General features: G+C 66.7%; 14 protein-coding genes. 6 read left to right on the top strand and 8 right to left on the bottom strand.

The window, feature by feature from the left end; all coding sequences use genetic code 11:
- Nucleotides 1–65 precede the first annotated feature (65 nt).
- Both dprA and QHG62_RS19360 read right to left on the bottom strand, forming a co-directional pair.
- Nucleotides 66–1,232 carry a DNA-processing protein DprA gene (gene dprA / locus QHG62_RS19365; protein WP_281147274.1) on the bottom strand — a complete coding sequence of 389 codons (1,167 nt, stop codon included), beginning with the start codon at nt 1,230–1,232 and terminating at the stop codon, nt 66–68.
- A 27-nt stretch (nt 1,233–1,259) separates the two neighbouring features.
- On the bottom strand, nt 1,260–2,474 hold the full coding sequence (locus QHG62_RS19360; RefSeq protein ID WP_281147272.1) for a LysM peptidoglycan-binding domain-containing protein: 1,215 nt from the start codon (nt 2,472–2,474) through the stop codon (nt 1,260–1,262).
- A gap of 161 nt (nt 2,475–2,635) precedes the next feature.
- On the opposite strand from QHG62_RS19360, the gene def reads away from it, so the two are divergent.
- The 5 genes from def to QHG62_RS19335 are packed head-to-tail and all read left to right on the top strand — an operon-like array spanning nt 2,636 to nt 5,679.
- Nucleotides 2,636–3,157, top strand: coding sequence for a peptide deformylase (def, locus tag QHG62_RS19355; RefSeq protein ID WP_281147270.1), 522 nt, complete (start codon nt 2,636–2,638; stop codon nt 3,155–3,157).
- 2 nt (nt 3,158–3,159) lie between these two features.
- The gene (locus QHG62_RS19350) at nt 3,160–3,654 is read left to right on the top strand and encodes a hypothetical protein (RefSeq protein WP_281147268.1); all 495 of its coding nucleotides are present in this window, start codon (nt 3,160–3,162) and stop codon (nt 3,652–3,654) included.
- Nucleotides 3,651–4,604 (top strand): methionyl-tRNA formyltransferase, encoded by a 954-nt coding sequence (gene fmt, locus QHG62_RS19345; RefSeq protein ID WP_281147266.1) that lies wholly within the window; start codon nt 3,651–3,653, stop codon nt 4,602–4,604. The genes QHG62_RS19350 and fmt overlap by 4 nt, the downstream gene beginning before the upstream one ends.
- Nucleotides 4,604–5,344: an AzlC family ABC transporter permease gene (locus tag QHG62_RS19340; protein WP_281147264.1), complete on the top strand. Its 741-nt coding sequence runs from the start codon at nt 4,604–4,606 to the stop codon at nt 5,342–5,344. Before fmt ends, QHG62_RS19340 begins: the two co-directional genes overlap by 1 nt.
- Nucleotides 5,341–5,679, top strand: a complete 339-nt coding sequence (locus QHG62_RS19335) for an AzlD domain-containing protein (RefSeq protein ID WP_281147262.1) — start codon at nt 5,341–5,343, stop codon at nt 5,677–5,679. The genes QHG62_RS19340 and QHG62_RS19335 overlap by 4 nt, the downstream gene beginning before the upstream one ends.
- Before the next feature lie 6 nt (nt 5,680–5,685).
- On the opposite strand, the gene QHG62_RS19330 is transcribed toward QHG62_RS19335, so the two are convergent.
- Genes QHG62_RS19330 through QHG62_RS19305 form a run of 6 tightly spaced genes read right to left on the bottom strand, consistent with a single transcriptional unit; the run spans nt 5,686 to nt 11,210 of the window.
- A complete protein-coding gene (locus QHG62_RS19330) occupies nt 5,686–6,663 on the bottom strand; it encodes a Bug family tripartite tricarboxylate transporter substrate binding protein (RefSeq protein ID WP_281147260.1) in 978 nt (325 codons plus the stop codon).
- 41 nt (nt 6,664–6,704) lie between these two features.
- Entirely contained in the window at nt 6,705–7,682 is a 978-nt protein-coding gene (locus QHG62_RS19325) for an MBL fold metallo-hydrolase (RefSeq protein ID WP_281147258.1), read from the bottom strand.
- A complete protein-coding gene (locus tag QHG62_RS19320; protein ID WP_281147257.1) occupies nt 7,679–7,882 on the bottom strand; it encodes a DUF2783 domain-containing protein in 204 nt (67 codons plus the stop codon). The genes QHG62_RS19325 and QHG62_RS19320 overlap by 4 nt, the downstream gene beginning before the upstream one ends.
- Entirely contained in the window at nt 7,879–9,528 is a 1,650-nt protein-coding gene (locus QHG62_RS19315) for an FAD-dependent oxidoreductase (protein WP_281147256.1), read from the bottom strand. The genes QHG62_RS19320 and QHG62_RS19315 overlap by 4 nt, the downstream gene beginning before the upstream one ends.
- 7 nt (nt 9,529–9,535) lie before the next feature.
- Nucleotides 9,536–10,657: an alpha/beta hydrolase family protein gene (locus tag QHG62_RS19310; protein ID WP_281147255.1), complete on the bottom strand. Its 1,122-nt coding sequence runs from the start codon at nt 10,655–10,657 to the stop codon at nt 9,536–9,538.
- A complete protein-coding gene (locus QHG62_RS19305; protein ID WP_281147254.1) occupies nt 10,650–11,210 on the bottom strand; it encodes a VOC family protein in 561 nt (186 codons plus the stop codon). Before QHG62_RS19305 ends, QHG62_RS19310 begins: the two co-directional genes overlap by 8 nt.
- An 88-nt stretch (nt 11,211–11,298) precedes the next feature.
- On the opposite strand from QHG62_RS19305, the gene QHG62_RS19300 reads away from it, so the two are divergent.
- The gene (locus tag QHG62_RS19300) at nt 11,299–12,204 is read left to right on the top strand and encodes a LysR family transcriptional regulator (protein ID WP_281147252.1); all 906 of its coding nucleotides are present in this window, start codon (nt 11,299–11,301) and stop codon (nt 12,202–12,204) included.
- The last annotated feature ends 3 nt before the right edge of the window (nt 12,205–12,207 follow it).

Below are 12,207 nucleotides of genomic sequence, written 5' to 3'. Positions count from 1 at the left end.
GAAGCTTGTTGCGGGCTCCCGGGCTCCATGTCACTTCTTCACCCCTTTTTGGGGGGAGGAAAATACTAGGCTGCGGCCGTTCTCTGGAAGAGCCCGCCGGGCAGGCGCGCCACGTGGCCGTCGAGTTCGAGTTCGAGCATCTTGGCTTGGAGCGCGGCCGCGCTCCAGCCGGTGCGTGCGCTCAGGGCGTCGAGGTTCACGGGGTCGAAGCCCAAGGCCTCGAGCAGCGGATTTTCCGCGGCTGCCGCAGAGGTGGAGCAAGAAGAACCGACCGCACCCTCATTGTCGAAAAGACCCGCATTCGCGCTGGCTGCGCGAAGGTCCGGCAGCTCTTCGAGGATGTCGTTCACCGATTCGACCAGTTTCGCGCCCTGGCGGATCAGCGCATGGCAGCCCCGCGATTGCGGCGAATGGATCGAGCCCGGAATGGCGAACACTTCCTTGCCCTGTTCCGAGGTCAGGCGAGCCGTGATCAGCGAACCCGACTGGAGCGCGGCCTCGACCACCAGCGTGCCGCGCGCCAGGCCGGCAATGAGGCGGTTGCGTTTCGGAAAGTTCTGCGTGAGCGGCGGCGTGCCGAGCGGCAGTTCGCTGACGATCAAGCCCTGCTGCCTGATGCGGTGCGCCAGGTCGCGGTGCCGGGCCGGGTAGACGCGGTCGAGGCCCGTTCCCACAATGGCCACCGTGGCGAGCCGGGGCGAGTCGCCGGCCGCGTCGAGCGCGCCCTGGTGCGCGGCGCCGTCCACGCCGAGCGCCAGGCCCGATATCACCGGCAAGCCCGCTTCGCCCAGCGCCCGTGCAAAGGCGCGCGCATTGGCGGCTCCTTGCGGCGTGGGATTGCGGCTGCCTACCACCGCAATGCTGTTGGCAAGCTGTGTCAGGTCGAAGTCCGCCGCGCCGAGCACGTAGAGCATCAGCGGGGGGTCGACCATTTCGAGCAGCGATGCGGGGTAGCTCGCATCCCCCAGCGTCACGATGCGGCGCTTGGTACCGTCGTCCTGGCCGGGTTGAAGCCATTGCCAGGTCAGGTCGATTTGCGCCTGGAGCCCGTTGGGCTGCTGCTGCAGTGCATCGGCCTGCGCCTGCGAGACCACCTGCCGGAGCGCCGCGCCAGTCTGCGCAAAAATGCCTTCAGGCAGCCCGAAGGCCGCCAAGAGTTTGCGTGCGGCGCCGTCGCCGATGCCCGGCGTCAGTGAAAGCCGCAGCCAGCCTGCGAGTTCTGCTCGTTCCAAACGAAGTGGAAAGGAAGCGGAAGGGCGTCAGGGATTGACGAGGAAGTCGCCGGCGCGCGGGGTGTCGGTGATTTCGAGCACCAGCGCGTACGAGACCTTTTCGAACGGCCGGAACACCATCAGCAGGCCGATGCGTTCGTTCGGAAGCTTGATCGTTTCCTTGCGTTCGCCGGTCCGGTCGAGAATGGTTTCGCCGTTCTTCAGAATGGCCAGCACATGGCCGCTGTCGATGCCGTCGCGGGTGCCCTTGTTGATGGCCACCACCTGGTTCTGCGCCGCGAACTGCACCGCATTGCCGTAGACGGAAATGATGCGGCCTTCGACCTGCGTGGAAGGTGCGCGTGGCACGTAGCTCAGCAACTGGCGCGGCGGCTCAGGCAGCAGGCGGTCGCCGGCGCGGATTTCCTCGCGCGCCGCAATGATGTCGATGCTGGCCGGCACCACGGTGATGACGTCCTTGTCCTTCTCGGTTTCGACGGTGGTCGATTCGCCGCGCTGGAGCTGGGCCTTGCCCAGGTACTGCGCCTCGTAGCCGAGGATTTCGCCCGTTCCCGGGTCCTTGAGCGGCGTGGCGCTGCGGAACACGCGGAAATTCTTCAGCGGGCCCGGCGTTTCGAGCAGCGGGGTGTCGGCATTGCCGCGTGCATAGGCGCGGTCGCCGCGCGACAGCAAGACCCGGCTGTCGTTGCCGGCCACGATGCGCGGCGCGGCTTGCAGCGTGTCGGCATCCACCACGATCGGCTCGCTGAGGAAGGGCTCGATGATGCTCGGGTTGAGCGTGGGCAACGCCATGCCCGCCAGCGAGTCGAAACGCGTGCGCGGCGACAGCTTGATGGTGCCGCCGTCTGCGCTGCCGCTCCCGCCGCGGCGCATGGTGAGGCGTGCGCGCCCGCCCGTCTTGTCCAGGTACAGCACCTGGCCGGGGTAGATCCGGTGCGGGTTGGCAATCTCGTTGATGTTCATGCCCCACAGTTCCGGCCAGCGCCAGGGGCGCAGCAGGTACAGGCGCGAAATGGCCCACAGCGTATCGCCGGGCTTGACTGTGTATTCGTCCGGCGCGCTGGCCGCCAGTTCGCTCAGCGGAACACCGTTTTGGGCGGTTTGCTGTGCCGTGGCGCGTTGCTGCGGGGTGACGGGGTAGTTCTGAGCCCAGGCCGTCGTGCCGCCGCTGATCACCGCAAGGGCTGCCAACGTGGTGAAAAGATGCGTGCGATGGCGGACAGGGGTTCGGAGCTTTTTCATGTCTGGATGGGTGAGCGCATCAAAGTATCGGTGCGCATACGAATCTCACAATTTGCTACGAATTCTGCGCCCGAAGCCCTTTAAAGGGCAACGTTTTCAGGTGATCCGAGCTCATCGAGTCGCGGAATTGGCGAAAATAGCCACAACTTTTCCCGTTTTTCATGGCCAAACGAATCATTCTGAGTTACCCGGACAAGCGCCTGCACACGGTTGCCAAGCCGGTACAGGGCGTCGACGCACGCATCAAGGCCCTGGTTGCCGACATGCTGGAGACCATGTACGACGCCAATGGCATCGGGCTGGCCGCCACCCAGGTCGATGTGCACGAGCGCCTGGTCGTCATCGACGTTTCCGAAGAGCGCAACGAGCCGCTGGTGCTCATCAACCCCGAAATTATCTGGGCAAGCGACGAAAAGGTGCTGAACGAAGAGGGTTGCCTCTCGGTGCCGGGTATCTACGACGGCGTGATGCGCTCCACTTCGGTCAAGGTCCAGGCGCTGGACGAAAACGGCGAACTGCGCACCATCGAGGCCGAGGGCCTCCTCGCCGTGTGCATCCAGCATGAGCTGGACCACCTGCTGGGCAAGGTGTTCGTCGAATACCTGTCGCCGCTCAAGCGCAACCGCATCAAGAGCAAGCTGCTCAAGCAGCAACGCGAAGAAGCCAAGGAAGGCCGGGCCTGAGAATGAGGCTTGCCTGGTCTCACGCCTTTGTTGTTGCAGCCGGGTTGCTGCTGGCCGGCTGCGCCAGCGAACCCACGCGCATCGTGCCGGGCACCACCGCGGCCGAAACCCTGCAGCGGCTGGGCGCGCCGACGGGCCGCTACCCGCTCAACGGCGGTGGCGAACGCCTGCAGTATTCGCGCATGCCGGCCGGCTTCGAGGTGATCGACATCGACATCGACGCCTCGGGCAAGGTCGTCTCGGTCACCCAGGTGCTCAACGAGGCGCGTTTCGGGCACGACATCAAGGTCGACCAATGGCGCCAGAACGACGTGGTCGCCTTTTATGGCCGGCCCTACGAAATCAGCCGTGTCAGCTCTTTTGACGGTACCGTCTGGACCTGGCGCTACAAAGCGGTGAACGAGCGCCGCATGCTCTATATCTATATCGATCCCACAGGCGTGGTTCGCCGCTATCACACGGGGGATGACCTCGAATTCGATCGGATCCGGGATTGAACCCCCTCAAGGTCGTTTTTGCGGGCACGCCCGAGTTCGCGCGTGTCGCGCTCGAGGCCGTTGCCGGCGCCGGACATGAAGTGGTGCTGGTGCTGAGCCAGCCCGACCGCCCTGCCGGCCGCGGCATGAAGCTGCAGGCCTCCCCGGTCAAGCAGTGCGCCGTTGCCAACCACTGGCCCGTGGCGCAGCCGCGCAGCCTCCGGCTCGACGGCAAGTACCCTGAAGACGCTTCGGCTGCGCGCGAGGCCCTTCTGGCAGCAAAGCCCGACGTGATGGTGGTTGCGGCCTATGGGCTCATCCTGCCGCAATGGGTGCTCGACCTGCCGAAGTTCGGCTGCCTGAACATCCACGCCAGCCTGCTGCCGCGCTGGCGCGGCGCGGCGCCGATCCACCGAGCCATCGAAGCCGGCGACTCGCAAACCGGCATCACCATCATGCAGATGGACGCCGGCCTGGACACGGGCGACATGCTGCTGCGCGAGTCGGTGGATATCGGCAACGACAGCACTGCCCGCCTGCACGACCGGCTGGCAGAACTGGGCGGCCGCATGATCGTCCAGGCGCTGGCCGATATCGGCCAGCTGGATCGTACCCCGCAGCCTGCCGAAGGCGTGACCTACGCCAACAAGGTCGAAAAGCACGAGGCGCAGGTCGACTGGAACCAGCCCGCCGACCCCATCGTGCGGCGCATTCGCGCGTTCGATCCTTTTCCCGGTGCCAACAGCGTGCTCGATGGCGAAACCATCAAGCTCTGGGCCGCCTACGCGGCGCCAGCCGAGCAATCCGCCGCACCCGGCACCATCCTCGCTGTTACCGACGCGGGCGTTGCGGTGGCCGCGGCCGGCTCGATCGTGATGGTCACCGAACTCCAGCGTCCCGGCGGCAAGCGCCTGGCCGTGGCCGATTTCCTGCGCGGCTTCGACCTGAAGCCCGGGCAGGTGTTCGGCTGATGTTCCTGTCTTCAGCCATACGGCGCCGTCCCGAATTCCGCGCCGGCATCCGCGACATGTCCTCGGCCGCGCTGGGCATCGGCGCCTGGGGGCTCATGACCGGCGTTGCCATGGTCAAGTCGAACATGAGCGTGCTGGAATCGGTGGCGATGACGCTGCTGGTCTATGCCGGCAGTTCGCAGCTCGCCGCCATTCCGCTGCTGTTCGCGGGCGCGCCGGCCTGGGTGATATTGGCCACGGGCTTTTGCGTCAACCTGCGCTTCGTGGTCTTCAGCCTGCACCTGCGGCCGTACCTCATGCACATGCCGCGCTGGCGCCGCATGACACACGGCTATCTCACCGCCGACCTGAGTTATGCGCTCTTCACTCGGCGGTATACGTCGCCGCCGGTCGGGCTCGACGAGCAGAAGGCGCAGGAGGCCTATCTCACCGGCAACTACTTCGTGACCTGGTGCTCGTGGATGGGCATGAGCCTTCTGGGCATTGCGCTGGCCAACTTCATTCCGCAGAACTGGGGCCTCGGCTTTGCGGGCGTGCTGAGCCTGGTGGCCATCGTCTGCTCGATGGCGACCACGCCGCTGCGCATGCTGGCCGCGTTGATTGCCAGCGTGACCGCGGTGGCGGCTTACACGCTGCCGCTCAAGCTCAACATCGTGGTGGCCATCGGTGCGGCGGTGCTGCTGTGCTTCTGGCTGGAAAAGCAGCTCGGGCTCGACCCGGATGCGGAAGACAACAAATGAGCGGCACCACCGATTTCTGGACGCTCGCGGTCATCGTCGGACTGGCCGGAGTCACCGTGCTCACGCGGTGCTTCTTCTTCATTCTCGACCGGCCCTGGGGCTTGCCCGACTGGGCGCACCGCGCACTGCACTACGCGCCGGCCGCTGCGCTCGCGGGTGTGATCGCGCCGGAGATCGTGATGACCCAGGGCCACCTGATCACCACGCTGCACGACGCGCGCCTGTATGCCACGGTGGTTGGCGCTGCTTATTACTACTGGCGGCGCGGCGTGCTCGGCACGATGCTGGCGGGCATGGCGGTGTACCTGCCCCTGCACCTGTGGCTCGGCTGGTAAAAAGTTTCAGTCCAGCTTCACGCCCGCGGCCTGGATGATCTTGCCCCAGCGGTCGCTCTCCGCCCGCGAGAGTTTGTAGAACTCCTGCGGTGTGCCCGGCAGCGGCTCGAAGCCGAAATCCGTGAAGAGCTTCACCACCTTGGGTGCCTTCATCGCCTTCTGCAGCTCGCTGTTGATGCGCGCGACCGCTTCCGGCGGCATGCCGGCCGGGCCGATCAAGCCGTGAAAGGCATAGGCGTTCACGTCGCTGAAGCCCGCTTCGACGAAGGTCGGCACTTCGGGCAACGCGCCCGCACGCTGCGGCAGCGCAATCGCCAGCACCCGCACCTTGCCCGCCTTGATGATCGGCAGGCCCGAGGCCAGGTCGAGCATCATCGTGGGCACCTGGCCGCCCATCACGTCGGTCATGGCGGGTGCGGCGCCCTTGTAGGGCACGTGCGTGATGCTGATCCCGGCCTTCTGCTTGAAGAGCTCCATCGCCATGTGGTGCGGCGATCCGTTGCCCGGCGAGGCGTAGCTCACCTTCTCGGGGTTGGCCTTCACGTAGCGCACGAACTCGGCCACGTTCTTCGCGGGAAAGTCCGGGTGCACCACCAGCGCCACCGGAAAGCGGCCGATGGTGCCGATGTAGGTGAAGTCGCTCGCAGGCTTGTAGGGCAGCTTGGCGAACATGTGCTCGTTGAAAAGCAGCGCCGCGTTTTCGGCCTGCATGATCGTGTAGCCGTCGGGCTTGGCCTGCATCAGCACCGACACGCCGATGTTGGTGGATGCGCCCGGCCGGTTGTCGATGATGAGCGGCTGCCCGAGCGAAGGCTGCATGGCCTCCGCCAATGCGCGCGCCAGGTTGTCGGTGCCGCCGCCGGCCACGTAGGGCACGATCCATTTGACGGGTTGGCTCGGGTAGGCGGCCTGTTGGGCAGATGCGAAAGGCACCGCCGTAGCCAGCGCAAGGGTTGCGGCCAGCAGGGGAAGAAATCGTTTCATCGTCTTTGTCTCCATCGCTTGTTTTGAAAATCGGTAGCGGGTCAGTCCCCGCGCAGCGTCTGCCAGAGCTCGCGGTCGCGCTCCGCCGTCCACACCACGGGGTGTTCGATACCGCGTAGCTCGTCATAGGCGCGCGACACGTCGAAGGGCAGCACGTGCTGGAACACGGGCCATGCGCCGAAGCGCGGGGTCATCGCCGCTTCTGCGCGCGCGAAGCAGCCCTTGAGCGTTTCGCCCGCGGCAATGCCGGCCTTCACGCTGTCGAGCAGCGTTCCAAGAAAAGCCTGGGTGAGTCCGATGGCTTCGGCGCAGGCGGCTTCGTCCTGCAGCACGGCGCCGCGTCCGGGCACCAGCACGCGGGGCTTCAAGGCGCGCACCGCGTCGAGCGTGCCGGCCCAATCGCGGATGTAGGCATCGCCCGCGTACACGCCGCAGTGGTTCTCCACCACGTCGCCCGAGAACAGCACGCCGCAGTCGGGTAGCCATGCGACCGTGTCGCCGCTCGAATGGCCGCGGCCCAGCGCCATCAGGCGCAGTTCACGGCCCAGGCCGGGACGTGGACCGAGCCACAGGCTCATCTCGCGCTCGAAGCTCATCGTCGGGAAGGTGAGGCCCGGAATTTCTTCCACACCCGCGAACAGGCGCGGAAAACGCCCGCCCTCCGAATCGAAATCGGCCTGTCCGCGCGTGCGGATCCAGTCGAGCGTGCCGTTGCTGGCGAGGACGGCCTCGACCTCGTCGAAGGCGCTTGCGCCCATCACGCGCACCGCGTGGTAGTGCGTGAGCACGATGGTCTTGATGGGCTTGTCGGTCACTGTGCGAATGGCGGCGAGAAAGTCGCGGGCCATGCGCGGCGTGGGCCGCGTGTCGATCAGCACCACCTGCTCGTCGCCGACCACGAAGCCGCAGTTCGGATCGAAGTCGCTGATGTAGCCGTACACGCCGGGCGCGAGTTCGCGCAGCTGGGGTTTCTGCTCGCGTGTGTCGGAGGCGGAAGCGAAGGAGACGTTGGCGTTCATGGGGCTTGAATGGTCGTAGGGTCTTCGGCCGCTGCACGGATGCAATCGAGCAGCACGGCATGGTCGCCGCACTGGTTGGCCAGCAGCAGCACGAGGCGGGCATTGAGGTCGGCGCTCTGCGCTTCGCTCAAGCCTTCGTGCGCTGCGAGCAAGGCGGCGTAGAAGCCGTCCGGATCGGGGATGCGGGGCTCGGTGATCATGAGTGGGTGTTCCTGGCAAGCGCCGTGTGCAGCGCGTCGGAAATGGCCGCGGACGTGGCATTCGTCAACGTCGCGGCGCGGTAGGCGTCGGGGCGCACGAGCACAAGGCTGCCCGCGTCATGCAGGCCCAGGTGGTTCGTGAGCAGGTCGTCGGCCTGCAGCGTAGGCAAGCCGCTGTCGCCGCCGACGGCCAGCAGGCACAGCGGCAACGATGCGGTCGCCTCCATCGCCGCCGTGGCCTCGGCGCGCGTCGGCGCCAGCCACAGCCCAATGCACTGCGTGCCATCGGAGAGCAGCTGCATCAGCGTCGTCTCGCTTCCGTCGGCCCAGCGCAGCGGAACGTTCTGTACGCTGCGCCCGCCTTCGGGCAACTGCGGCGCGGGGGGATAGTCGTTCGCAACCGACATGCGGCCCGTGTTCACCAGCGCCCGCGCAAACGGATGGCGCGCGGCCAAGGACACCACGGCGCGGCGCAGCGTGTGCTCGGCCGGCGAACGCGGCGCAAGGAAGCGCGCCGAGCGGCTCGTCACCCGCAGGTTCTCTTGCGCGGCGGGTTGGCGTTCGGCGTCGTAGCTGTCGAGCAGCGCATCGCTCGCCTGCCCTTGCGCAACGAGCGCCAGCTTCCAGCCGAGGTTCGCCGCGTCCTGGATGCCGCTGTTGCCGCCGCGCGCCCCGAACGGGCTCACCACATGCGCGGCATCGCCGATGAAGAACACATTGCGGTGGCGAAAACTGTCGAGCAGGTGGTCGCGGTAGCCGTAAGGCCCGATCCACACGAATTCGAACTCCACGCCCGGCCCCAACTGTTCGCGCAGCCGCGCGCCCGCCACTTGGGGCTTGCTGATGTAGCTTGTGTCGCAGTCCTCGGGCATCTGGTAGTCGATGCGCCACACGCCGTCGGCCATCAGGTGCTGCCACACGCCGCGGCCTTCGTTGAAGGGCGCATCGACCCAGGTCCAGCGCTCGGTGGGCAGCGGCTTCTTGAAGCGCACGTCGCTGATGCACCAGCGGTCGGTGCTGCGCGACGAGTGCGCATCGATGCCCAGCTGCGTGCGGATCGGGCTGTTGGCGCCGGTGGCGTCGATCAGCCGGTCGGCCTCGATCGTGTAGCGGCCGGCGGGCGTCTCGACCTCGATGCGCACGCCGTCGTGCAACTGCTCGACGCTGCTGACGCGGCTCTTCCAGCGCACGTCGGTCCGCCCGAGTTCGAGGATGCGCTCGACCAGGAACCATTCGACATAAAACTGCTGCAGGTTGATGAACGGCGGCTGCCTGGAGACGCTGTTCGCCTGCAGGTTGAAGTTGTAGACCTCCTGGTCGCCCGAGAAGGTGCGCCCGAATGACCAGGTGATGCCCTTGGCGGCCATGCGCTCGTAGATGCCCAGGCGCTCGAAGATCTCCAGGCTCTTCTGCGCGTAGCAGATGCCGCGCGACGAGGCGCCGCGCACCCCGACGGTGTCGTCCTCGTCGAGCAGCACGGCGCGCACGCCGCGTTGCGCCAGGTCGCAGGCCAACGTGAGGCCCGAAGGCCCGGCGCCGACGATCACGATCGGGTGGCGAACGATCTTTGTGCCGCCCAGTTCGGGCGGTGGCGTGAAAGGCCAGCTCGGCAGTTCGTAGGCCGGCGCAAATGCAAAGGTTTCCATGTCCGGTCTACAGCGCGTGGGCAAATTCGGCGATCGCGTCGGCCGCCTTTGGAACGAGCTCAGGCTGTCCCGCCAGGTAGTGGTTGCCGCCCACGATGTCGACATTGCGGATGCGCGCGCCGCCGGCGGCCATCCACGCATCCCGTGTGCTCGGAAAAGTCGACTGGTCGCCCGTGTAGGTGAGCAGCAGCTTGGGCACCGTGGTGCGCGCGAGGCTGGTGGGCCCGTCGGCCTGCGACCGCGAAGACCACTGCGAAAGAAACGCCGTGAGCGAGGTGGTGCGTCCCATCGCATTGGCCGAGTAGTTCACTTGCCGCGCATCGCCCCACACGCTGCCCGGCAGCCGGTCGTTCGCATCGAGCGAAAGATCCACGCAGCGCGGGTCGGCATGCGTGCGGTAGACGATGAAGGTCTGGTCGCGCGGTGCGCCCGGTGTGCCGCGCAGCAGCGCGAGCCGGTCGATGCACCATTGCTCGATGCGCCCGAGCCGCGCCTTCTGCGCCGCGCTGAAGCGGGCGAGAAACTCGGGCTCGTAGGGCACGCGGTGGCGCGGGTCGTACATGTCGAGCTCGGGGTCCACCGAGAGCGGGTCGTGCTCGTCGACGACCGAAGGGTCGATCCAGTCGCGCATCAGCCGCGTGCGGCCCAGGTGCGCGGCGCACAGGGCAATGCCGTCCACGGGCGGCAGGTCGTCCGGGTGAAGGTGCGTCGGGTCGCCGTCCGGAAAATGCGTGGCGGTGAGCTTTTCGGCCTGCGCCTGGTAGAAGCTTGCGAGCGCCGCGCCGCCCGAGTTGCCGACCAGGAACACCTTCTCGTAGCCGGCCGCGCGCAGGTACTGCACGCCGGCCCCGAGGTCCTGGATGGCGCGCTCCATCAGCAGCACCGTGTCGTTGCCCACGTAGCGCGAGTTCAGTCCCATGCAGCAGATGCCGCGCTCGGCCAGCGGGCCGATGAGGTAGTGGCCCATGAAGTTGCTGGTCGGGTGCATCACGATGGCCGCGATCTTCTTGGTGCCTTGCGGCGCGCGAAAGGCGCCGTAGATGCGGGGACGCAGCATCTGCAGGCCCGACTGGCTCTCCATCGCAGCGCCGGGCTTCACGTCGATGACGGCGAGCTGCAACTCAGACATTGGCGCTGCCCCTCGCGGTGCGAAGCTCGGCCTTGCGCACGGTCCACGCGTCGAGGTCCGCGCGGGCGCGCCGCGCATGCGCTTCCATCTCGGCCTGCGGCACGGTGGGCGTGGTCAGCTCGACGCGAATGCCGTTGGGGTCGAAGAAGTAGATCGATTCGATGATGTGGTGGTCGGTCACGCCCAGCACTTCGACGCCCGCGGCTTCGAGCCGCGCCTTGGCGGCAAGCAGGTCGTCCACCGAGTCCACCCGCAGCGCGATGTGGTTCACCCACGCGGGCGTGTTCGGCGAAGGCAGCGCCGCCACGTCGTCGCCCAGGTCGAAAAAGGCGATGTACGAGCCGTCGCGCATCTGGAAAAAGATGTGCACATAGGGGCAGTACTCGCCCGTGCTCGGCACGTGGTCGCTCTTGATCACGTGCGCGAGCGGCAGGCCCAGCACGTCTTCGTAGAAGCGGCGGGTCTCCTCGCTGTCGCGGCAGCGCCAGGCAAAGTGGTGCAGTCCGCGCACTGGCGGGGCGGGTGGGGGCACCGTGTGGTCGGTCGTCGGCATGGCTTCTTGTCTCCGGTGAGCCGTGATTGGGCGACGCCGCGTCTTATGATGCAATCGAAATTAATTCATCGATTGATGAAATAGACATATGAATCTGACCTTGCGCCAGTTGCGCGCCTTTGCTGCGGTGGCCGAGACCGGCAGCTTTACTGCTGCGGCGCAGCAACTACATCTCACGCAATCGGCGCTCAGCGTGCTGGTGCGCGAACTCGAGCGCGAAATCGGAGTGAAATTGCTCGACCGCCACACGCGGAGCGTGCAGCTTTCGGAAGCGGGCCGTGAGTTCCTGCCTTCCGTGCACCGGTTACTCGGCGACCTGACGAGCGCGGTGGCTGGCGTGACGGATTTGCGTGACAAGAAGAAAGGAGTGTTGCGCCTTGCAGCGCCCCAGCTCATGGCCTGCACCCTGATGCCGCGGGTGATCGCTCTTTATCGCGAGGCGTACCCCGATGTCGACGTTCGCCTTGCCGATACCTTGCCCGAACACCTGCTCGCCGGCGTTGCGGCCGGCGATGTCGAACTCGCTGTAGGGCAGGACGTGGCCGTTGACGGCGCGATCGAGCGCCGCACGCTGCTGCGCGACAGGCACTGGCTGATCTGTCCGCCTGCCCACGCCTTTGCCAGGCGCCGCAAGGTGCGCTGGCATGAGCTCGGGCCCTACACCTTCATTGCCCCCACGCGCGACTTTCGCCAGCGCGTGCTGCCCGAACTGGGCCCGGCGGAGCGCGACTACATGCTGCGCCCGGGCACCCAGGAGGTGTCGTACATGACCACCGCGCTCGGCATGGTGGCCTCGGGGCTGGGGCTTACCGTATGCCCGACCTATTCCGCGTCGCTCGTGCGCGCCCACGGCCTGCAGATGGTGCGATTGGAGTCGCCCGACTTCCACCGCGAGGTCTGCATCTACAGCGCCGCGCGGCGCACCCTGTCGCCGGCTGCGGCGAGCTTTGTCGAAGTGCTCGAACGCTTCGCCAAGGCGCAGCCGAAAGGTTGACGC

Origin of the sequence: Variovorax paradoxus, from assembly GCF_029919115.1 — a bacterium.
Taxonomy (GTDB): Bacteria; Pseudomonadota; Gammaproteobacteria; order Burkholderiales; family Burkholderiaceae_C; genus Variovorax; species Variovorax paradoxus_O.
This window is presented reverse-complemented; position numbering and strand designations above follow the sequence as displayed.

Bases quoted from the DNA above. Each gene is read 5' to 3' on its own strand.
- QHG62_RS19360 (WP_281147272.1), bottom strand. From the start codon at position 2,474: ATGAAAAAGCTCCGAACCCCTGTCCGCCATCGCACGCATCTTTTCACC.
- def (WP_281147270.1), top strand. From the start codon at position 2,636: ATGGCCAAACGAATCATTCTGAGTTACCCGGACAAGCGCCTGCACACG.
- QHG62_RS19350 (WP_281147268.1), top strand. From the start codon at position 3,160: ATGAGGCTTGCCTGGTCTCACGCCTTTGTTGTTGCAGCCGGGTTGCTG.
- QHG62_RS19340 (WP_281147264.1), top strand. From the start codon at position 4,604: ATGTTCCTGTCTTCAGCCATACGGCGCCGTCCCGAATTCCGCGCCGGC.
- QHG62_RS19335 (WP_281147262.1), top strand. From the start codon at position 5,341: ATGAGCGGCACCACCGATTTCTGGACGCTCGCGGTCATCGTCGGACTG.
- QHG62_RS19330 (WP_281147260.1), bottom strand. From the start codon at position 6,663: ATGAAACGATTTCTTCCCCTGCTGGCCGCAACCCTTGCGCTGGCTACG.
- QHG62_RS19325 (WP_281147258.1), bottom strand. From the start codon at position 7,682: ATGAACGCCAACGTCTCCTTCGCTTCCGCCTCCGACACACGCGAGCAG.
- QHG62_RS19320 (WP_281147257.1), bottom strand. From the start codon at position 7,882: ATGATCACCGAGCCCCGCATCCCCGATCCGGACGGCTTCTACGCCGCC.
- QHG62_RS19315 (WP_281147256.1), bottom strand. From the start codon at position 9,528: ATGGAAACCTTTGCATTTGCGCCGGCCTACGAACTGCCGAGCTGGCCT.
- QHG62_RS19310 (WP_281147255.1), bottom strand. From the start codon at position 10,657: ATGTCTGAGTTGCAGCTCGCCGTCATCGACGTGAAGCCCGGCGCTGCG.
- QHG62_RS19305 (WP_281147254.1), bottom strand. From the start codon at position 11,210: ATGCCGACGACCGACCACACGGTGCCCCCACCCGCCCCGCCAGTGCGC.
- QHG62_RS19300 (WP_281147252.1), top strand. From the start codon at position 11,299: ATGAATCTGACCTTGCGCCAGTTGCGCGCCTTTGCTGCGGTGGCCGAG.